Origin of the sequence: Streptococcus penaeicida (assembly GCF_002887775.1) — a bacterium.
GTDB lineage: Bacteria > Bacillota > Bacilli > Lactobacillales > Streptococcaceae > Streptococcus > Streptococcus penaeicida.
This window is the reverse complement of record NZ_LOCM01000022.1, coordinates 1-20,305: the sequence shown is the minus strand read 5'-3', so window position 1 is coordinate 20,305 and position 20,305 is coordinate 1. Positions and strand designations below refer to the sequence as shown.

Sequence of the window (20,305 nt, the reverse complement as noted above, 5' to 3'; positions counted from 1 at the left end):
TTGACTTGGATGCATCTATTATTCTGCTATAATAGAATTTATGAGAATTGTATCAGGTGAATTTGGTGGGCGGCCGCTTAAGACCCTCCCAGGAAAGACAACGAGACCGACTTCGGACAAGGTTCGAGGCGCGATGTTTAATATGATTGGCCCTTACTTCGAGGGGGGTCGCGTTTTAGACCTCTTTGCTGGCTCAGGAGGCTTGGCTATTGAAGCTGTTTCTCGCGGGATGTCTCAGGCTATTCTGGTGGAAAGAGACCGCGGTGCGCAAGCCATTATCCAAGAAAACATCAAAATGACCAAGGCTGAGAGTCAGTTTAAGCTATTGAAAATGGATGCCAAGCAGGCTTTGTTGCAGTTTGACCAGCCTTTTGATTTGGTGTTTTTAGACCCTCCTTATGCTAAGGAGGAAATTGTGGCCACCATAGAGGAATTGGATCAGCGGAGCTTGCTCAGTCCTCAGGTCATGATAGTTTGTGAAACGGACAAGTCTGTCCAACTGCCTGAGGAAATAGGATCAGTCGGTATCTGGAAAGAAAAAATTTACGGAATTAGCAAGGTAACGGTATATGTCATCTAAAATCGGACTTTATTCAGGGTCGTTTGACCCTGTGACCAATGGTCATATGGATATTATTGAAAGAGCTAGTCAGCTCTTTGACCACTTATACGTGGGTGTTTTTTTCAATCCCGATAAGAAGGGCTACTTTGATTTGGCCATGCGCATGCGGATGTTGGAAGAAGCTTTAGAGCACTTAGACAATGTTTCAGTTGTATCTGCCCAGGACAGCTTGGCGGTTGCTTTAGCTAAAGACCTCCATGTGACCCATATGGTTCGTGGTCTACGCAATCCAACTGACTTTGAGTATGAATCCAATTTAGAATACTTTAATCACCGTTTGGAACCTTCGATTGATACGGTTTACTTCATTGCTCGTAATACCATGAGTCCTATTTCGTCAAGTCGGGTCAAAGAACTGGTGCATTTTAAATCCTCGATTGAAGGCTTAGTCCCTCAGTCTGTCATCGACCAATTGGAGCGTATGCATGAAAATCCTTAAATCTATCAAATGGTGGCTGATTAGCCTTTTAGCAGTAGTAGCCATCCTCTTTGCCCTCTTTTTCCCACTGCCTTATTATGTTGAAATGCCGGGTGGCGCCTATGATATCCGTTCTGTCTTGCAGGTCAACAACAAAAAGGATAAGGAGAAGGCTCTTACAATTTCGTTGCAGTCAGCCTTAGCCGGGCCAGTCTTGCACAAATCCTTTATGCCTGGGCAACACCTTTCACCGAGATCTCTTCAGCAGAAGACACAACTGGTGGCTATAGCGATGCGGACTATATGCGAATCAACCAATTTTACATGGAGACCTCTCAAAATGGGGCTATTTATCAGGCTTTAAAATTAGCCGGTAAGCCTGTTTCTCTGGACTACCTAGGGGTTTACGTCTTAGATGTGAGCAAGGACTCTAGCTTCCGCGGCGTTTTGAATATTGCCGACACCGTAACAGGCGTTAACCAGAAAGAATTCAAGAGTTCAGCCGACCTGGTCAAATATGTTTCAAGCCTAAAACTGGGCGATAAGGTCACTGTTCAATATACTTCTGGACAAGAAAAGAAATCTAAAAGTGGAAAAGTCATTAAACTGAAAAATGGTAAAAATGGTATTGGTATAGGTCTAACTGACCATACAAAAGTCCACACCGACCAAAAAATCGACTTTTCAACCGAAGGCGTCGGCGGACCAAGTGCAGGTCTTATGTTCACATTAGATATTCTTGATCAAATTAATAAAGAAGACCTGCGCAAAGGCCGTAAAATTGCCGGAACAGGAACAATTGATCAAGATGGGAAAGTAGGAGATATTGGAGGAGCTGGGCTCAAAGTCGTGGCCGCAGCCAATGAAGGCGCAGAAATCTTCTTTGTCCCAAACAACCCAGTCGATAAAAGAGTCAAAAAAGCTAACCCAGACGCAGTGACCAATTACAAAGAAGCCCTCAAAGCGGCCAAACAACTCAAAACTAAGATGAAAATCGTCCCAGTCAAAAACGTCAAAGAAGCCATCACCTACCTTCAAAAAACCAAATAAAGGTTTAAAAGTAGTGGAAACTTCCATATACCATCAAAAACTTCTAGATTATTCTGGAAGTTTTTTGACTTTCTAATAGGCGACAGGACTAAAATGCCCGAAACATTTTCATTATGACAATTAATTAAAAAAATGACGCAAAATAAAAAATTTGGTCTTGACAGTCAAAAAGAAAACGGTTACAATTACAAATGTGAGAACGGTTCCATAAAATTTTTAGGAAGGGGTCAAGAATGTCTACGATTAAAGAAGTAGCTGAAGAAGCAGGCGTTTCAAAGTCAACAGTTTCGCGTTATATTTCGCAAAACGGGTATGTGTCAGAAGATGCGCGTGAAAAGATCAAAGCGGCCATTGAAAAACTTCATTTTAGTCCAAATGTGATTGCTCAATCCTTAAAAACCAATCGGAATCAATTGGTGGGTTTATTGTTACCGGATATTTCCAATCCCTTCTTCCCAAGACTGGCTCGTGGCGCTGAAGTCTTTTTGAAAGAAAAGGATTACCGGGTCATGCTTGGTAATATTTCTGACAGTAAAACGTTAGAGGAAGAATACCTCAAGGTCCTTCTGCAAAATCGAGCTGCCGGTATCATAACAACGCATGACTTTACCAAAGACCATCCGGAAATCGACATTCCAGTTGTGGTCGTTGACCGGGTTGATAAAGATAGTCGCTATGGGGTCTTTTCTGATAGTCAAGAGGGTGGTCGTCTAGCTGCAGAAGTTATCTGGAAGGCCGGAACCAACCGTGTCCTCTTAATCCGAGGTCCTTTGGATCAGGCTGACAATATCAATGAGCGTTTTAAAGCCAGCCTTCAGTTCTTGAAAAGTAAAAAGGTCGATGTCCGAATCTGTGATAGTTCGAGTTTTGATTTTGACCAGATTCAAGCAGAAGCAAGACGCAATTTGGATTGGTTTGTGGGAATCGATAGCATCATCGCACCCTCAGATATCCATGCCATTGCTTATATCCACGAATTGCATTCCCGAGGCTTGCGCATCCCCGAGGATGTTCAAATCATAGGTTATGACGACATTTTAATGAGTCAGTTCATTTACCCGTCATTATCGACAATTCACCAAGCTTCCTATCGAATGGGACATTATGCCGCGGAATTAGTTTATAAAATAGCCAATCATCTCCCAGTCGAAGAAGAACGGATTAAATTACCTGTTCACTATGTCGAAAGGGAAACTATAAGGAGAAATATATGAGTAAAATCGTCATCATTGGAAGTATTTCAATGGATTTAGTCATGGTCACCAACCGGGTCCCAAACCAGGGAGAAACAGTCTTCGGGCAATCCTTCTCCATGGTTCCGGGCGGTAAAGGGGCAAACCAAGCAGTGGCTGTCGGTCGTCTAAGCTCTGAGAAAGATCAGATTAGCGTGATGGGTGCTGTCGGAAATGATTCTTTTGGTCCTCTATTATTGGATAATCTCAAAGCCAACAAACTCTTTGTGGATCATGTGGGAACGGTACCATCATCTTCTGGAATTGCCCAGATTACCTTGTTTGAACAAGACAATCGGATTATTTACTGTCCAGGAGCTAATGGTCTGGTTGACACATCCAAATGGACTGAGGAGTGGGATGTCATCGGAGATGCTGAATTAGTCATCCTCCAAAATGAAATTCCTCATCAAGAGAATCTGCCCATCGCCAAATTCTGTAAGGAAAAAGGCATCAAAGTTCTCTATAATCCAGCTCCATCACGCGCAAGTGACTTAGAAATGTTACCTTATGTATCCTTCATGACACCGAACCAACATGAATGTCAGGAACTTTTTCCAGGGCGCCAGCTTGAAGATATCTTAAGAGAGTATCCAAATCAATTAATTGTGACATTAGGCACCAAGGGGTCTACCTATTGTGATGGTCAAGAGATTAAACTCATTCCTGCAATTAAAACTGAAGCGGTTGATACAACCGGGGCTGGAGATACCTTTAATGGCGCATTCGGAATGGGCTTATCAAAAGGACTGGATATTGCCCAGGCTTTAGAATTTGCTACTCTGGCCTCCCATTTATCCGTCCAAAAATTTGGAGCACAAGGTGGTATGCCAACAATTGAAGAAATGAAAGGACACCCAGCATATGTTGAAACATGGAATTTTGAATAGTGACTTAGCTAAATTAGCGGCTGATTTAGGACATACCGATCGTGTTTGTATTGGTGACTTGGGTCTCCCGGTACCAGCTGGTATTACTAAAATTGATTTAGCCTTAGTACCTGGGACACCAAGTTTTCAAGACTTACTTGATGTTTATCTAGAAAATATCAAGATTGAAAAGGTCATTTTGGCAGAGGAAATCAAGAGCATTAATCCTGAACAACTACAAGCTGTGTTAGCTAAACTGGATTCCGAAGTGGTCGTTGAATATGTCAGCCATGAGGACTTGAAAGAGCTTAATAAAGAGGCTAAGGCTGTTATTCGAACTGGTGAAAACACACCTTACTCCAATATCATTTTGCAATCAGGGGTCACCATTTAGAAAGGAATTATCATCATGAAAATTGACATGAGAGATATTTCCAAATCGTTTGGAAACAATAAGGTTTTAGAAAAAATTGATTTGAGTATTGCATCAGGTCAAATCCATGCCCTGATGGGAGAAAATGGAGCCGGCAAATCAACCTTAATGAATATTTTGACAGGACTCTTTCCAGCAACATCTGGCCAAATCTTTATTGATGGTAAGGAGATGACCTTTGCTAACCCGCAAGAAGCTGAAGAGTTTGGCATCTCTTTTATTCACCAGGAAATGAATACCTGGTCAGAAATGTCAGTCCTTGATAATCTTTTCCTGGGTCGTGAAATCAAAACAGGCTTCGGAATCTTAGATAAAAAAACAATGACCATAAAGGCCAAAGAAGCCTTCAAGAGACTTGGTGTTAATATCCCTTTAAATAAGGCTATTGGTGAGCTTTCAGTTGGGCAACAACAAATGATTGAAATCGCTAAATGTCTGTTGACCAAGGTTTCCATCTTAATTATGGACGAACCAACTGCTGCCTTAACCGAACGGGAAACGGATAATCTCTTCCGAGTGATTCGAAGTTTGAAAAATGAGGGTGTAGGCATTATTTATATCTCTCACCGGATGGAAGAGATTTTCAAAATTACCGATTTTGTTACCGTGATGCGTGACGGCTTAGTGGTTGATACGGTGCCAACAGCAGAGACCAACCCCCATCAGTTGGTGCAAAAAATGGTTGGTCGTGAACTCAATGATTTCTACCCAAAAAAGACATCTACAATTGGTGACGTGGCTTTTGAAGTCAAAAATCTCAGCGGTCAAGGCTTCGAGGATGTTTCTTTCTCCGTCCGTAAAGGTGAAATCTTAGGCTTTTCAGGACTAATGGGTGCTGGCCGTACGGAAGTGATGCGGGCTTTGTTTGGATTGGATACCAAAAAAGCTGGTAAAGTTATCATTGACGGGCAAGAAGTGGACATTAAGAATCCAGCTCAAGCTATCGCTAAAGGAATTGGCTTCTTGACCGAAGATCGTAAGGATGAAGGCTTGATCTTAGATTTTTCGATTCAAGATAATATGACCTTACCAAGTACCAAGGAATTTAGTAAAAAAGGATTCTTTGATGAGAAAACAAGTCAAACCTTTAGTCAACAATTAATTGACAGATTAAGGATTAAATCTGGCAGTCCGCAGTTGCCAGTTGGCAACCTATCAGGCGGAAATCAACAAAAAGTTGTTTTGGCCAAATGGATTGGGATAGCTCCCAAAGTGCTCATTTTAGATGAACCAACTCGAGGCGTCGACGTCGGTGCCAAACGTGAGATTTATCAATTGATGAATGAACTAGCAGAACGTGGGGTTCCAATCATCATGGTCTCATCTGACTTGCCAGAAATTCTTGGTGTCAGCGATCGGATTATGGTCATGCATGAAGGACGGATTAAAGGCCAGTTACGTCGAGAAGAAGCGACCCAAGAAAAAGTCATGCAATTAGCAACAGGAGGAAACTAAGGTGAAAAAAGTCATGAACTACGTATCAGAGTTAACCACTCTGGTCGCATTGGTAGGATTAATGATTGTTATAACAATGCTTAATCCTAACTTCTTAACAACCAATAACTTGCTCAATTTATTGTTGCAAGTAACAGCCAATGGCTTTATTGCCTTTGGGATGACCTTTGTTATTTTAACAGGGGGTATCGATCTATCAGTCGGATCCATCTTAGCCCTTTCAAGTGCTTTGACAGCAGGTATGATTGCTAAAGGTATCCCAGTTGGCGTTGCAATTTTGATTGCACTTGCACTTGGTGGTATCTTTGGAATGTTGAATGGTCTCTTTATTTCTTATGGGAAATTAGCACCCTTCATCGTAACTTTAGCAACCATGACCATTTTTAGGGGAGCAACCTTAGTTTATACCAATGGTAATCCTATTACCGATGGTTTATCTGATAGCTTCCTCTTCCAGTTTATTGGCCAAGGCTACCTTTTTGGTATTCCTTTCCCTGTTATTCTGATGTTTCTTATTTTTCTTATCTTGTATGTTCTTTTACATAAAACAGCCTTTGGGAAATCTGTCTACGCGCTAGGGGGGAATGAAAAAGCAGCGTATATCTCAGGTGTTAAGCTTAATAAAGTTAAAATCATTATTTACACAATTTCAGGTATGATGGCCGCAATCTCAGGTCTTATTATTACCTCTCGTTTGAGTTCCGCGCAACCAACTGCTGGAGCTAGCTATGAGATGGATGCCATAGCTGCTGTAGTCCTTGGTGGAACTTCTTTGTCAGGTGGTAAAGGTCGGATTATTGGGACCCTAATTGGGGCATTAATTATCGGGGTTCTAAATAATGGTTTAAACATTATTGGTGTCTCAGCCTTTTGGCAACAAGTCGTCAAAGGTATTGTTATCTTGATTGCTGTCTTATTAGACCGCTTCAAGGTTGCAAAAGCTTAGCTATTTTATAAAAAAGAACAAAAAATAAAAAAAGGAGTCTCACATGAAATTCGGAAAAAAACTTGGCTTTTTAGCCTCTTGTTATCAATGGTTCTCGTTTTAGGTGCTTGTGGTAAAACTGGTTTAGACAACTCTTCAGGTTCGTCGTCTAAAGAAGTGACTAAAAAAGCAGCTAAAGATTTGAAATTAGGTGTGTCAATCTCAACAACAAACAATCCTTACTTTGTTGCTATGAAAGACGGTATTGATAAATATGCTGGTAGCAAAAAAGTTTCAGTTAAAGTGGCAGATGCTCAAGACGATGCTGCCCGTCAAGCAGACGATATTCAAAACTTTGTCAGCCAAAATGTGGATGCTATTTTGATCAACCCAGTTGATTCTAAAGCAATTGTAACTTCAATCAAAGCAGCTAACAAAGCAAACATTCCAGTTATTTTGATTGACCGTGGTTCTGAAGGCGGTGACGTTCTTACAACAGTAGCATCAGATAACGTTGAAGCTGGTAAAATGGCTGCAGACTTTATCGTTAAAACATTAGGTGAAAAAGCTAAAGCTTTCGAACTTTCAGGTGTACCAGGAGCTTCAGCAACTGTTGACCGTGGGAACGGCTTTGGTAAAGTTGCTAAAGAAAAATTAGAAGTTCTTTCTAGCCAATCAGCAAACTTTGACCGTGCAAAAGCATTGAACACTGCTCAAAACATGATTCAAGGACATAAAGATGTTCAAGTTATCTTTGCTCAAAATGACGAAATGGCACTTGGTGCTGCGCAAGCCGTTAAATCAGCTGGCTTGAAAGATATTGTTATCGTAGGTATCGACGGTGAACCAGATGCCCACGCAGCTATTAAAAAAGGTGAATTGACTGCTACAATTGCACAACAACCTGCTAAAATGGGAGAAATTGCTATCCAAGCAGCTATCGACCACTACCAAGGTAAAAAAGTTGCTGAAAAAACAGTATCTCCAATTTACCTCGTAACAAAAGACAATGTTGATAAATACAACTGGTAATAAATGAGAAGAAGCATTTCGGTGCTTCTTTTTTGCTTTTTTTTGGGCAATCGCAGAGCTTCTTAGGATATCAAAAATCAGAAATGGCAGCAAAAAAATGCTATACTAAATGTAGTCTAAGACCCAGTCTTCAAAGCAGCTTAAAGGAGGCCACCAAGCGCATCATGGAAGAATCCATCCGTATCTTACACCTAAATGACTTGCATTCTCATTTTGAAGCCTATCCCAAAATAGAGCGTTTTTTTGCTGTAGCTTCAGAAACGGATGCTGAAGTGATTAAAGTTGATATTGGTGACAATTGTGATTCTAGCCACCCTTTGACGGATGCTACGCAAGGCCGAGCAAATGTCCAACTGATGAATCAATTGGGCATCGACTATGCAACTATTGGCAATAACGAAGGTATCGGCCTTTCTAAAGCCTCTCTGAATCACCTTTATGACCAAGCAGATTTTCAGGTCATCTTAGGTAATTTGACAGATCAAAAAGGTAGGCCAGATTGGGCTAATCCTTATTGGATTCATGAAAGCAAGGCTGGCACAAAAATTGCTTTTTTAGCCTATACTTTCCCCTATCATAAAACTTACAATCCCAATGGTTGGCAGGTGCAAGACCCACTTGAGGCCTTGAAGAGAGATTTAGCTATACCTGAGGTGGCCCAAGCTGATATGCGAATCCTTCTGAGTCATTTAGGGATTCGAGTTGATGAGAGAATTTGTCAGGAAATTGAAAATTTAGATTTGATTATTGGAGGACACACCCATCATGTCTTTGAAGATGGGGTCTCTCTCAATGGAACCTATATGGCTGCGGCTGGAAAATATGGTCAATATGTTGGTGAAATTAACTTAAGTTTAATCGACCATCGACTAGATAGCATCCAGATGATTGCCCATGAAAGCAGTCATTTTGCTAGTTATAAGGAAGATCAGGCCTTTATTGAAGGACTTGCTCAAAAAGGCAAAGCTTTATTAGCCCAAAGACAGGTTGATACTTTTGATAAGGATTTAGATATGGAAAGCTCTCTGCCTTATTAACTGCGGCTATGAAAGATTATGCCCAAGCTGACTTATGCTTGATTAATTCAGGCTTGCTGGTCCAACCTTTTGCGGCTTCGGTTACTGCTGAAAACTTACACCAGGCTCTTCCTCATCAGATGCGGTTGGCAAAATTGGAAATTACGGAAGAAGAACTTCAAGTTATTTGTCAAGATATTTATGGCCAGGAAGAATTCTTAAAAAATCAGGAAATTAGAGGAATGGGCTTCCGAGGCAAACAATTTGGCCAACTTTATAGCGACGGCTTTCGATACAAAAAGGGAAAAATAGTGTATAATGATAAAGTTATGGGTCAATCTGACAAACTAACTTTAGTCCTTGTCGACCAATATTATTTTGCTTCTTATTTTCCAAGTATTAAAGAAGTAGAAGTTGAGTTATTATTTCCAGACTTATTAAGAGAAGTCGTCGAAAAATACCTGATAAAAAGAAAAACCTGAAAGGAGTGCCATGAAAAAAGAGATTTCCCCTGAAATGTATAATTACAATAAATTTCCAGGGCCAGAATTTGTGGCATTTGACACTGTTGTCAAAAGTGATGAGCTTACCTTTTCACTTTTAGAAAATGAAAAGGATGCCTTTGACGCAACGGCATTTAGTCAACGATTTACCGAAATTCTCCTCAAATACGACTACATTGTTGGTGATTGGGGAAATGAACAATTACGTTTAAAAGGCTTTTATAAAGATTCCAATGAGGTCAGAAAGTCAAGCCGTATTTCCCGCTTAGAAGACTATATTAAAGAGTTTTGTAATTTTGGTTGTGCTTATTTTGTCCTTGAAAATCCAGAACCTGTAGAGATTAAATTTGAAGAGGAAAGAGCACCACGACGACGTAAAAATACCCGGTCATCAAACAGTAAAAGAAGAAGTCAAACGGCTGATAATGCTAAAACGCGCTCTAACAATAAGGATAGTTTAAATGCTAGATCTAAGGAGAGTCAGGAGCAAAGATCACGGTCTAAAAAGAAATCCAAGGATAAAGAAGGATTCAAAGCAAAACCAAAAGGCAAACCGAAAGCTAATCCTCGTGTCAAAGAGGATGATAAAGCTTCACAAAATTTTACCAGTAAGAAACGTCGGTCACCACAAAAACCAAGACCTAAAAAAGAAAACCCAGCAGCAAGCTCTAAAGCAGAAGCTTCAAATGATCACTTTATCATCAGAAAGAAGGATAATCATTCATGAAACCATCAATCTACAGTCTAACCCGAGACGAGCTTATTGCTTGGGCAGAGGCTAATGGCCAAAAGAAATTTAGAGCAACGCAAATTTGGGACTGGCTTTATAAAAAACGGGTCCAATCTTTTGAAGAAATGACCAATATTTCTAAAGACTTTATTGCTCTTTTGAATCAAGAATTCTGTGTCAATCCTTTAAAACAAAGAATTGTTCAAGAATCAGCTGATGGAACAGTTAAATACCTTTTTGAATTGCCAGATGGTATGTTAATTGAAACAGTATTGATGCGCCAGCATTACGGACACTCTGTTTGTGTTACCACACAGGTTGGCTGTAATATCGGTTGTACATTCTGTGCCTCTGGACTTATTAAAAAGCAACGTGATTTAAACAATGGTGAAATCACTGCGCAAATTATGTTAGTGCAAAAATACTTTGACGAACGTGGCCAAGATGAACGCGTCAGCCATGTCGTGGTTATGGGTATTGGGGAACCATTTGACAATTATACAAATGTCATGAAATTCTTAAGAACTATCAACGATGATAATGGTTTAGCAATCGGTGCTCGTCACATTACCGTGTCAACATCTGGATTAGCTCATAAAATCCGTGAATTCGCCAATGAAGGTGTTCAAGTTAACTTAGCCGTTTCCTTGCACGCGCCTAATAATGACTTACGCTCAAGTATCATGCGTATCAACCGTTCCTTCCCCTTGGAAAAATTATTTGCTGCTATTGAATATTATATTGAAACAACCAATCGTCGGGTAACTTTTGAGTACATTATGTTAAACGAAGTCAATGACGGTGTTGAACAAGCTCAAGAATTGGCTGATCTGACAAAGAATATTCGTAAATTGTCCTATGTAAACTTGATTCCTTACAATCCGGTTTCAGAACATGACCAATATAGCCGTAGTCCTAAGGCACGTGTTGATGCATTCTACGATGTTTTGAAAAAGAATGGCGTTAACTGTGTGGTTCGTCAAGAACATGGTACGGATATTGATGCAGCTTGTGGTCAATTACGTTCTAACACCATGAAACGTGACCGTCAAAAAGCAGTGGCGGAAGTGGCTGAATAATGTTTTGGATTGATAATCCAATGGCTTTGCCGAAAGGCTGGCTGAGACTTCTCAAGCTTCTTCTGGTCTTTTATGCTTTAGCCATTGCCATCATGTGTTTTACGCCAAATCCACAGATTTTTGATGGTATGGAAACCCCAAATATTATTTATTACGGTCGATTACATTTACTTTTAATCCCGTTTAATTCAATTGTAGGCTTAAAGGAAGTGACTTCCTTATTCCAATTGATCTGGATTTTTTGTCAAAACCTCTTAAATATGTTCTTGCTTTATCCTCTGATTTTGTTGGTCCATATTTTAAGTAGTCGTTGGCATACTTATCGCAAGAGTCTATTGCTTGCCTTTTTAATCAGCCTCTTTATTGAATGTAACCAATTGCTCCTGGATTTTGCTATAAATGCCAATCGTGTCTTTGAAATTGATGATTTGTGGACAAACAGTTTAGGAGGCCTCTTTGCTTCATGACCTATCTTTTGATTAGTAAAAATCGTATCAAAAGAAACTGAGTTCTCTCCTCTGGGAGAGACTTTTTTTAGCTGAATGAAATGAAATTTAGCGACAATTTAAAACTTGAAAGGAAGCTTATGTCAATCATAAAAAACCTCTGGTGGTTCTTCCGCCAAGAGAAGGGACCTTACTTAGTAGGTATTATCTCACTCAGTGTGGTAGCTTTACTGAATTTGATTCCGCCCAAAATTATGGGTTCCGTCATTGATGGAATTACAAGCGGTCACTTGACCAAAAATCAATTACTGCTGCAGTTGTTCTGGTTAGTTCTGTCAGCACTAGCCATGTATTTCTTGCGTTACCTGTGGCGCATCTGTATCTTCGGAACTTCTTACAGACTGGGACGCATCATGCGATTCCGCCTCTTCGAACACTTCACGAAAATGTCACCTTCCTTCTACCAAAAATACCGGACAGGTGATTTGATGGCTCATGCCACAAATGATATTAATTCCTTGACGCGTTTAGCTGGCGGCGGTGTTATGTCAGCTGTTGATGCCTCAATCACAGCCATCGTGACCCTTGTGACTATGTTCTTCAGTATTTCTTGGCAAATGACCCTAATTGCCGTTTTGCCACTCCCAATCATGGCTTATGCAACTAGTCGCTTGGGGCGTAAAACCCATAAAGCCTTTGGTGAGTCACAAGCAGCTTTTTCGGATTTGAATAATAAGGTCCAAGAAAGTGTTTCTGGAATTAAGGTAACTAAGTCTTTCGGCTATCAAAGTCAGGAACTGGCCTCATTCCAAGAAACTAACCAGAAAACTTATCTCAAAAACATCAAAACCATGACCTATGATGTCATGTTTGATCCACTGGTCCTTTTATTCATCGGGGCTTCATATGTGCTCACCCTCTTAGTTGGGGCTTATATGATTAAGGGGAATCAAATCACCATAGGGAGCTTGGTCACATTTATCACATATTTGGATATGCTTGTTTGGCCGCTCATGGCCGTAGGCTTTTTATTCAATATGATACAGAGAGGATCAGTTTCCTACGAAAGAATTAATGACCTCCTCAGCCAAGAATCAGATGTTAAAGATCCTGAAAATCCGGTTAAAGAAGTTGCGAATGGTCCTTTGGATTATCAAATTGATAACTTCCATTACGATAATGAAGAAACCTTAAATGCTATTCATTTTCATCTTGAAAAAGGTCAAACCCTAGGGCTGGTTGGCCAAACCGGGTCTGGAAAAACAACTCTGATTAAATTATTACTTCGTGAATATAATGTAACCCAAGGAATGATAAAACTAAACGGACATAATATTGAAAATTACCGTTTAGAAGATTTACGTCGCTTGATCGGTTATGTCCCCCAAGACCAGTTCCTCTTTGCAACCACCATTCTAGAAAATGTCCGCTTTGGGAATCCTAATCTATCACTTGAAGAAGTGGAAGAGGTAACAAAATTGTCACAAGTCTATGATGACATCATGGCCATGCCAGATAATTTCAACACCCTAATAGGTGAAAAAGGCGTTTCCTTATCAGGTGGACAAAAACAACGTTTGGCTATGAGTCGAGCTATGATTTTAAATCCAGACATCCTCATTTTGGATGACTCCCTTTCAGCTGTCGATGCTAAGACTGAACATGCTATTATAGAAAATCTAAAAGAAACACGGCAGGAAAAGACAACCATTATCACGGCTCATCGACTTAGTGCCGTTGTCCATGCCGATTTGATTTTAGTTATGCAAAATGGTCGTATTATTGAACGTGGCAAACACGAAGACTTGATTCAACAAAATGGTTGGTACGCCAAAACCTACCAATCGCAACAAATGGAAATGGAGGTGCAAGAAAATGGCTAAAGATAATCAATGGCACGTTTTTAAACGCCTTATGTCCTATTTGAAACCTTATAAGTGGTTGACAGCTTTGGCCTTGGGACTTTTGCTCTTAACGACTGTTGTTAAAAGTTTTATTCCTCTAGTGGCCTCCCATTTTATTGATAATTACCTCACTCACATCAACAATACAGCCTTTTTGATTTTAATTGGCTATTATGGTTTATATGTCTTGCAAAGTTTGATTCAATATTTTGGTAATCTTTTCTTCGCTAAGGTTTCGTACAGTATTGTTCGTGATATTCGTCGCGATGCCTTTGCTAATATGGAGAAATTGGGCATGTCTTATTTCGATAAGACGCCAGCAGGTTCCATTGTTTCTAGAATTACCAATGATACCGAAGCTATCAGTGATATGTTTTCAGGTCTCTTATCTAGCTTTATTTCAGCAATCTTTATCTTCACGGTAACCCTTTACACCATGTTGATTTTGGATGCCAAGCTAACAGCTTTAGTTGCTATTTTCTTGCCATTTATTTTCATACTAGTAGATTTATATCGTAAAAAATCTGTTAAAGTGATTGCGAAGACCAGAAGTCTGCTTTCAGATATCAATACCAAACTAGCGGAAAGCATTGAAGGCATCCGGATTATTCAAGCTTTCGGGCAAGAGGACCGTCTTAAAAATGAATTTGAATTAATCAATGAAGAACATGTGGCCTACGCCAATCGTTCTGTTGCTTTGGATTCCATTTTCTTACGTCCAGCCATGTCCCTCTTGAAATTATTAGCCTACGCTGTTCTGATGACATACTTTGGTTTCAAGGGTATGGAAGGTGGCTTAACAGCTGGTATCATGTATGCTTTCATTCAATATGTCAATCGTCTATTTGACCCTTTAATTGAAGTAACGCAAAATTTTTCAACCCTACAAACCTCAATGGTTTCAGCTTCTCGCGTCTTCAAATTAATTGATGAAGTTGGTTTTGAACCAGCCCAAGAAGGTCAGATTGACCAAATTGAAGAAGGGCATATCCAATTTAAAAATGTTTCCTTCTCCTATGACGGTCAGACGAAAATCCTCAATAATATTTCTTTTGATGTTAAAAAGGGTGAAACCATTGCCTTTGTCGGCTCGACAGGTTCTGGTAAGTCCTCAATTATCAACGTCTTTATGCGCTTTTACGAATTCGCTGAAGGACAAGTTTTGATTGATGGCAAGGATATCCGCAAATATAGTCAGGAAGCCTTGCGACAAGCAGTTGGCTTAGTCCTTCAAGACCCCTTCCTCTATCACGGCACCATCGCCTCAAATATCCGCATGTATCAGGATATCAGTGATCAGGAAGTTGTGGAGGCAGCAGAATTTGTTGATGCCAATTACTTTATTGACAAACTACCCGAAAAATATGATGCTCCTGTATCAGAACGAGGCTCAAGTTTTTCAACCGGACAAAGACAATTGTTGGCCTTTGCCCGTACCGTTGCTAGCAAGCCCAAAATCCTCATCCTGGATGAAGCAACAGCCAATATTGACTCAGCAACCGAGCAAATCGTCCAAAATTCCCTTGCAAAAATGCGTAAGGGCCGGACAACCATCGCCATTGCTCACCGTCTATCCACTATTCAAGATGCCAATTGTATCTATGTATTAGATAAGGGCAATATCATTGAAAGTGGTAGCCATGATGAGCTCTTAGCTAAAGGTGGTACTTACTATAAAATGTATCAATTACAGGCTGGTATGATGGAGAATCGCTAAGCTGTAAATCAAGTCTGGAAGAAATTCCAGGCTTTTTAAGTTATCAAAAGTAGTATTAAAAGGGCTGCGCTGAGAAAGGGGATGAAGGGCAGTACTTTTTGTTTGGACCAGAAAGAATAAACTAAGCCCAGAAGACAAGCAACTTGAATGGTCCAGAGAATGAGACTTAAGGGATAAAAGAGAGCCAGTAAAGCCAAGTAGAAGAAGTCTCCACTACCTATTTTGATGGGTTTTATAACAGCTAAGAGACCTATGAGAAGAAAGAAGATAGACAATAGCTTAATACCACAGACTAGAAATCCAATTCCGTATGCTAGTAGCCAAAAAAGCAAGGGATAGGAACGAGAATAGTAGTCATAGATAGAGAGAAAGAGTGACAAAGATAGGATTGCCAAATCAGTATAAGTTAGAAAATGGAAACTCAAACAGAGAATAAATAGGATTCCATAAGCTGTTTCAATCAGACTATAAATGGGACTGATAGTCGTATGACAATAGCGACATTTGTATCTGTTCAGATACCAAGAAAGTATAGGTATCAGGTCACGAGCCCGTAGTTGATTCTGACAGTTGAAACAATGGCTTGGCGGCCAAATGATAGACTTTTGAGGGAACCTATCGTAAATTAATCCTAAGAAGGAACCAAGGCTTGCACCTAGTAAAAAATAGAGTAAGTAGGTCATACCTATTCATTCGAAAAGAAAAGTGAAAAAGTAGAAAGAAAATAGGAAAGCGATTGCCTAATCTTCTTGAAAAAAATCTGATAATTTGCTAAACTCTACTTATATGAAAACATTATATGACGTGCAACAGTTACTGAAAAATTTCGGTATTTATATCTATATTGGCAAGCGTCTTTATGACATTGAGGTCATGAAAATAGAGCTTAAACGGCTTTATGATAATGGTCTAATCGACAAGATGGATTATTTGAATGCTGAACTGATTTTGCGACGTGAGCATAGATTAGAATTAGAAAAAGAAGGACACGAAGATGAGTCAAAAATTAATCGGGATTGATTTAGGTGGAACCACCATCAAATTTGGTATTTTAACCCTTGAGGGTGAAGTGCAAGAAAAATGGGCTATTGAAACCAATATTTTAGAAGATGGTAAACATATCGTACCTGATATTGTTGCATCCTTAAAACATCGTCTTGAACTTTACGGCTTAAGCAAAGACGATTTTGTCGGCATTGGTATGGGCTCACCTGGTGCTGTAGACCGTGAGAAAAAGACCGTTACTGGTGCTTTTAACCTTAACTGGAAAGATACACAAGAAGTTGGTTCAATTATTGAACAAGAGTTAGGGATTCCTTTTGCCATCGATAATGATGCTAACGTTGCAGCCTTGGGTGAACGTTGGGTTGGTGCTGGTGACAACAACCCAGATGTTATCTTTGTAACCCTTGGTACAGGTGTTGGTGGCGGTATTGTCGCTGACGGTAACTTAATTCATGGTGTTGCCGGAGCAGGTGGTGAAATTGGCCACATGATTGTTGAGCCTGAAAATGGTTTTGCATGTACTTGTGGATCATATGGTTGCTTGGAAACAGTGGCGTCAGCGACAGGCGTTGTTAAAGTTGCTCGACTTTTAGCCGAAACTTATGAAGGTGACTCAGCGATTAAAGCAGCCATTGATAATGGCGAAGCTGTGACAAGTAAAGATGTCTTTGTGGCCGCAGAAGCTGGAGATTCGTTTGCTGATTCAGTGGTTGAAAAAGTATCTTTTTACCTTGGATTAGCTACAGCTAATATGGCTAATATTCTTAACCCAGATTCTATCGTTATTGGTGGTGGTGTATCAGCTGCAGGTGAGTTTTTACGCTCTCGCATTGAAAAATTCTTCTTGAAATTCACCTTCCCACAAGTTAAAATATCAACAAAAATTAAAATTGCAGAACTTGGAAATGATGCGGGGATCATTGGTGCAGCAAGTTTGGCAAGTCAAATAGAAAGTAAATAGGAGGACGTCATGTCAATCGTTACCATAATTGGATGGATCATTTTAATTGGAACAGTGGTCTACTTTACTTGGAATTATTTTGCTTTTAAAAGAATGGCTAAGCAGATCGACAATGAGACATTCAAAGAAATGATGCATTACAGTCAAATTATTGATTTACGTGATCCAGTGGCTTTTAGGAAAAAACATATCTTAGGGGCTCGTAACTTCCCATTACAAACTTTTGATGCGTCTATCAAAGCCTTACGTAAAGACAAACCCGTTTTAATCTATGAAAATGTGACAACCCGTTTAGCCCCTAACGCCATTCGCAAGCTGAAAAAAGCAGGATTCACAAATCTTTATCTTTTAAAAGACGGCATTGATTATTGGGATGGTAAAACAAAATAAGATAGAAAGAAATCAGATTTTCCTGATTTCTTTTTTCATCTCAGAAGCTATATTTTCATGTAATAACCAAAATAAAAACTGAAAACATTTACAATAAGACAATTTCTGTTTTTTAAGAAAAATTGTGTTATACTAACTAAGTTAAAAAATTTATATGCTACAAGAGGAAAAAATGACAGAACTAAGAAACGATATCCGTAACGTTGCCATCATCGCTCACGTTGACCACGGAAAAACAACACTAGTTGATGAATTGCTAAAACAATCTCACACACTTGATGAACGTAAAGAGCTTCAAGAGCGTGCAATGGATTCAAACGATATTGAAAAAGAACGTGGTATCACCATTCTTGCTAAAAATACAGCTGTCGCTTATAACGACGTTCGTATTAACATTATGGACACACCAGGACACGCGGACTTCGGTGGAGAAGTAGAACGTATCATGAAAATGGTTGACGGTGTTGTTCTTGTCGTTGATGCCTATGAAGGTACAATGCCCCAAACACGTTTCGTTTTGAAAAAAGCCTTAGAGCAAGACTTAGTTCCTATTGTAGTTGTTAATAAAATCGATAAACCATCTGCACGTCCAGCTGAAGTTGTTGATGAAGTTTTAGAACTTTTCATCGAGCTTGGAGCAGATGACGAACAATTAGAATTCCCTGTTGTTTATGCTTCAGCAATCAACGGAACATCTTCACTTTCAGATGATCCTGCTGACCAAGAGCATACAATGGAACCGATCTTTGATACCATCATTGACCATATTCCAGCACCAGTTGATAATTCTGAAGAACCTTTACAATTTCAAGTGTCATTATTAGACTATAATGATTTCGTTGGTCGTATCGGTATCGGACGTGTCTTCCGTGGAACTATCAAAGTCGGTGATAATGTAACCCTTTCTAAATTGGATGGTACTACTAAAAACTTCCGTGTTACCAAACTTTTCGGTTTCTTTGGTTTAGAGCGTCGTGAAATCCAAGAAGCAAAAGCTGGTGATCTCATTGCCGTATCTGGTATGGAAGATATCTTCGTTGGTGAAACAATCACCCCAACAAATGCTGTTGAACCATTACCAATCTTACGTATTGATGAGCCTACCCTTCAAATGACTTTCTTAGTCAATAATTCACCTTTCGCTGGTCGCGAAGGTAAATGGGTAACATCACGTAAGATTGAAGAACGTTTACAAGCAGAATTGCAAACAGACGTTTCCCTTCGTATTGACCCAACTGACTCTCCTGATAAATGGACTGTTTCAGGTCGTGGAGAACTTCACTTGGCTATTCTTATTGAAACAATGCGTCGTGAAGGATACGAATTGCAAGTATCTCGTCCAGAAGTTATCATTAAAGAAATTGATGGCGTTAAATGTGAGCCATTTGAACGTGTTCAAATTGATACTCCTGAAGAATACCAAGGTGCGATCATCCAATCCCTTTCAGAACGTAAAGGTGATATGTTAGATATGCAAATGGTTGGTAACGGTCAAACACGTTTGATTTTCTTGATTCCTGCTCGTGGTTTGATTGGTTATTCAACTGAATTCCTTTCAATGACACGTGGTTACGGTATCATGAACCATACATTCGACCAATACTTACCAGTTGTTGGTGGAGAAATTGGTGGACGTCACCGTGGTGCCTTAGTTTCAATCGACCAAGGTAAAGCAACAACATACTCAATCATGCGTGTTGAAGAACGTGGAACCATCTTTGTTAATCCAGGTACTGAAGTTTATGAAGGTATGATTATCGGTGAACACTCACGTGATAACGACCTTGGTGTTAACGTCACAACTGCAAAACAAATGACAAACGTTCGTTCTGCTAACAAAGACCAAACATCAGTTATCAAAACACCACGTATTCTGACATTGGAAGAATCTTTAGAGTTCTTGAATGATGATGAATACATGGAAGTAACACCTGAGTCTATTCGTTTGCGTAAGCAAATCTTGAACAAGGCTGCGCGTGATAAAGCTAATAAAAAGAAAAAATCAGCTGAATAAGCTTAGCTATTAAATTGAATAAAAAAGATTTTTGAAGAGCCTCGCTTTTTAAAAGTCTTTTTATGTCTGAGCAAAGGTTTCAGCGCTTATCAGATATTAGGAAAGAGGACAGGAGTGTTTTATTTAATTATTGCCGTTTTAATAGTTTCATACTATCTTTTTATGGCACCTAAAAGCATCAAGAATACCCTGTCAATGATTGGGCTAGTAGCTCTGGTTGCGCTCTTGATTGTCTTAGCTGGGATGAGTTTAGTGAAAATCTTGCAGTCACCGCCAGAAGTGTTCATTGTCTTGGCCATGATTGCTGTTTGTTACCTAGCTCTTCGGGATATTTTAAGAATGCCTCCCAAAAATTAATAATAAAGACTGGCTTTTGAGGCTCTTTGTCAACTGTAGTGGGTAGATGAAAAGCTAAGATCTAGAGAGTATCAAATTGGTACTCTCTATTTTGATGTTCAAAGCAATCAAAATACGTTTTTTAAAGTTTTCAAAGTTCCGAAATCC

Annotated in this window: 18 protein-coding genes and 3 pseudogenes; 20 read left to right on the top strand and 1 reads right to left on the bottom strand. The window is 39.7% G+C overall.

Features of this window, described 5'->3' with window-relative positions; translation table 11 throughout:
- Nucleotides 1–40 precede the first annotated feature (40 nt).
- From rsmD to AT575_RS05585, 15 genes and pseudogenes are all read left to right on the top strand, one after another.
- The gene (rsmD, locus tag AT575_RS05655) at nucleotides 41–580 is read left to right on the top strand and encodes a 16S rRNA (guanine(966)-N(2))-methyltransferase RsmD (protein ID WP_102777527.1); all 540 of its coding nucleotides are present in this window, start codon (nucleotides 41–43) and stop codon (nucleotides 578–580) included.
- The gene (coaD, locus tag AT575_RS05650) at nucleotides 570–1,061 is read left to right on the top strand and encodes a pantetheine-phosphate adenylyltransferase (protein WP_102777526.1); all 492 of its coding nucleotides are present in this window, start codon (nucleotides 570–572) and stop codon (nucleotides 1,059–1,061) included. The genes rsmD and coaD overlap by 11 nt, the downstream gene beginning before the upstream one ends.
- Nucleotides 1,048–2,090, top strand: a pseudogene (locus AT575_RS05645) (SepM family pheromone-processing serine protease). The gene coaD and the pseudogene AT575_RS05645 overlap by 14 nt, the downstream one beginning before the upstream one ends.
- Before the next feature lie 233 nt (nucleotides 2,091–2,323).
- Complete coding sequence (locus tag AT575_RS05640) at nucleotides 2,324–3,304, top strand: LacI family DNA-binding transcriptional regulator (RefSeq protein ID WP_102777525.1); 981 nt, start codon at nucleotides 2,324–2,326, stop codon at nucleotides 3,302–3,304.
- Entirely contained in the window at nucleotides 3,301–4,212 is a 912-nt protein-coding gene (locus AT575_RS05635; protein WP_102777524.1) for a ribokinase, read from the top strand. Before AT575_RS05640 ends, AT575_RS05635 begins: the two co-directional genes overlap by 4 nt.
- Nucleotides 4,187–4,585 (top strand): D-ribose pyranase, encoded by a 399-nt coding sequence (gene rbsD / locus AT575_RS05630; RefSeq protein ID WP_102777523.1) that lies wholly within the window; start codon nucleotides 4,187–4,189, stop codon nucleotides 4,583–4,585. The genes AT575_RS05635 and rbsD overlap by 26 nt, the downstream gene beginning before the upstream one ends.
- Before the next feature lie 15 nt (nucleotides 4,586–4,600).
- On the top strand, nucleotides 4,601–6,079 hold the full coding sequence (locus AT575_RS05625) for a sugar ABC transporter ATP-binding protein (protein WP_102777522.1): 1,479 nt from the start codon (nucleotides 4,601–4,603) through the stop codon (nucleotides 6,077–6,079).
- A gap of 1 nt (nucleotide 6,080) precedes the next feature.
- The gene (locus tag AT575_RS05620; protein WP_165778649.1) at nucleotides 6,081–7,025 is read left to right on the top strand and encodes an ABC transporter permease subunit; all 945 of its coding nucleotides are present in this window, start codon (nucleotides 6,081–6,083) and stop codon (nucleotides 7,023–7,025) included.
- Between the two features lie 43 nt (nucleotides 7,026–7,068).
- Nucleotides 7,069–8,036, top strand: a pseudogene (locus AT575_RS05615) (substrate-binding domain-containing protein).
- 164 nt (nucleotides 8,037–8,200) lie between these two features.
- Nucleotides 8,201–9,534, top strand: a pseudogene (locus tag AT575_RS05610) (bifunctional metallophosphatase/5'-nucleotidase).
- Between the two features lie 10 nt (nucleotides 9,535–9,544).
- Nucleotides 9,545–10,282 (top strand): YutD family protein, encoded by a 738-nt coding sequence (locus AT575_RS05605; protein ID WP_102777520.1) that lies wholly within the window; start codon nucleotides 9,545–9,547, stop codon nucleotides 10,280–10,282.
- The gene (rlmN, locus tag AT575_RS05600; RefSeq protein WP_071792677.1) at nucleotides 10,279–11,364 is read left to right on the top strand and encodes a dual-specificity RNA methyltransferase RlmN; all 1,086 of its coding nucleotides are present in this window, start codon (nucleotides 10,279–10,281) and stop codon (nucleotides 11,362–11,364) included. Before AT575_RS05605 ends, rlmN begins: the two co-directional genes overlap by 4 nt.
- Nucleotides 11,364–11,831 (top strand): VanZ family protein, encoded by a 468-nt coding sequence (locus AT575_RS05595; protein WP_102777519.1) that lies wholly within the window; start codon nucleotides 11,364–11,366, stop codon nucleotides 11,829–11,831. Before rlmN ends, AT575_RS05595 begins: the two co-directional genes overlap by 1 nt.
- Nucleotides 11,832–11,950: 119 nt before the next feature.
- Entirely contained in the window at nucleotides 11,951–13,693 is a 1,743-nt protein-coding gene (locus tag AT575_RS05590; protein WP_102777518.1) for an ABC transporter ATP-binding protein, read from the top strand.
- Nucleotides 13,686–15,431 (top strand): ABC transporter ATP-binding protein, encoded by a 1,746-nt coding sequence (locus AT575_RS05585; RefSeq protein ID WP_102777517.1) that lies wholly within the window; start codon nucleotides 13,686–13,688, stop codon nucleotides 15,429–15,431. Before AT575_RS05590 ends, AT575_RS05585 begins: the two co-directional genes overlap by 8 nt.
- A 35-nt stretch (nucleotides 15,432–15,466) precedes the next feature.
- Here the strand turns inward: AT575_RS05585 and AT575_RS05580 are convergent, their stop codons facing one another.
- The gene (locus AT575_RS05580; RefSeq protein ID WP_102777516.1) at nucleotides 15,467–16,114 is read right to left on the bottom strand and encodes a prepilin peptidase; all 648 of its coding nucleotides are present in this window, start codon (nucleotides 16,112–16,114) and stop codon (nucleotides 15,467–15,469) included.
- Nucleotides 16,115–16,217: 103 nt separating this feature from the next.
- On the opposite strand from AT575_RS05580, the gene AT575_RS05575 reads away from it, so the two are divergent.
- The 5 genes from AT575_RS05575 (at nucleotide 16,218) to AT575_RS05555 (ending at nucleotide 20,158) form a co-directional block, all read left to right on the top strand.
- A complete protein-coding gene (locus tag AT575_RS05575) occupies nucleotides 16,218–16,451 on the top strand; it encodes a YqgQ family protein (protein WP_071792681.1) in 234 nt (77 codons plus the stop codon).
- Nucleotides 16,426–17,397 (top strand): ROK family glucokinase, encoded by a 972-nt coding sequence (locus AT575_RS05570; RefSeq protein WP_102777515.1) that lies wholly within the window; start codon nucleotides 16,426–16,428, stop codon nucleotides 17,395–17,397. The genes AT575_RS05575 and AT575_RS05570 overlap by 26 nt, the downstream gene beginning before the upstream one ends.
- 9 nt (nucleotides 17,398–17,406) lie before the next feature.
- Nucleotides 17,407–17,787 (top strand): rhodanese-like domain-containing protein, encoded by a 381-nt coding sequence (locus AT575_RS05565; RefSeq protein WP_102777514.1) that lies wholly within the window; start codon nucleotides 17,407–17,409, stop codon nucleotides 17,785–17,787.
- 172 nt (nucleotides 17,788–17,959) lie between these two features.
- A complete protein-coding gene (gene typA, locus AT575_RS05560; protein ID WP_102777513.1) occupies nucleotides 17,960–19,801 on the top strand; it encodes a translational GTPase TypA in 1,842 nt (613 codons plus the stop codon).
- Between the two features lie 114 nt (nucleotides 19,802–19,915).
- Nucleotides 19,916–20,158 carry a DUF3165 family protein gene (locus AT575_RS05555; RefSeq protein WP_102777512.1) on the top strand — a complete coding sequence of 81 codons (243 nt, stop codon included), beginning with the start codon at nucleotides 19,916–19,918 and terminating at the stop codon, nucleotides 20,156–20,158.
- Nucleotides 20,159–20,305 lie beyond the last annotated feature (147 nt).

Bases quoted from the DNA above. Each gene is read 5' to 3' on its own strand.
- rsmD (WP_102777527.1), top strand. From the start codon at position 41: ATGAGAATTGTATCAGGTGAATTTGGTGGGCGGCCGCTTAAGACCCTC.
- coaD (WP_102777526.1), top strand. From the start codon at position 570: ATGTCATCTAAAATCGGACTTTATTCAGGGTCGTTTGACCCTGTGACC.
- AT575_RS05640 (WP_102777525.1), top strand. From the start codon at position 2,324: ATGTCTACGATTAAAGAAGTAGCTGAAGAAGCAGGCGTTTCAAAGTCA.
- AT575_RS05635 (WP_102777524.1), top strand. From the start codon at position 3,301: ATGAGTAAAATCGTCATCATTGGAAGTATTTCAATGGATTTAGTCATG.
- rbsD (WP_102777523.1), top strand. From the start codon at position 4,187: ATGTTGAAACATGGAATTTTGAATAGTGACTTAGCTAAATTAGCGGCT.
- AT575_RS05625 (WP_102777522.1), top strand. From the start codon at position 4,601: ATGAAAATTGACATGAGAGATATTTCCAAATCGTTTGGAAACAATAAG.
- AT575_RS05605 (WP_102777520.1), top strand. From the start codon at position 9,545: ATGAAAAAAGAGATTTCCCCTGAAATGTATAATTACAATAAATTTCCA.
- rlmN (WP_071792677.1), top strand. From the start codon at position 10,279: ATGAAACCATCAATCTACAGTCTAACCCGAGACGAGCTTATTGCTTGG.
- AT575_RS05595 (WP_102777519.1), top strand. From the start codon at position 11,364: ATGTTTTGGATTGATAATCCAATGGCTTTGCCGAAAGGCTGGCTGAGA.
- AT575_RS05590 (WP_102777518.1), top strand. From the start codon at position 11,951: ATGTCAATCATAAAAAACCTCTGGTGGTTCTTCCGCCAAGAGAAGGGA.
- AT575_RS05585 (WP_102777517.1), top strand. From the start codon at position 13,686: ATGGCTAAAGATAATCAATGGCACGTTTTTAAACGCCTTATGTCCTAT.
- AT575_RS05580 (WP_102777516.1), bottom strand. From the start codon at position 16,114: ATGACCTACTTACTCTATTTTTTACTAGGTGCAAGCCTTGGTTCCTTC.
- AT575_RS05575 (WP_071792681.1), top strand. From the start codon at position 16,218: ATGAAAACATTATATGACGTGCAACAGTTACTGAAAAATTTCGGTATT.
- AT575_RS05570 (WP_102777515.1), top strand. From the start codon at position 16,426: ATGAGTCAAAAATTAATCGGGATTGATTTAGGTGGAACCACCATCAAA.
- AT575_RS05565 (WP_102777514.1), top strand. From the start codon at position 17,407: ATGTCAATCGTTACCATAATTGGATGGATCATTTTAATTGGAACAGTG.
- typA (WP_102777513.1), top strand. From the start codon at position 17,960: ATGACAGAACTAAGAAACGATATCCGTAACGTTGCCATCATCGCTCAC.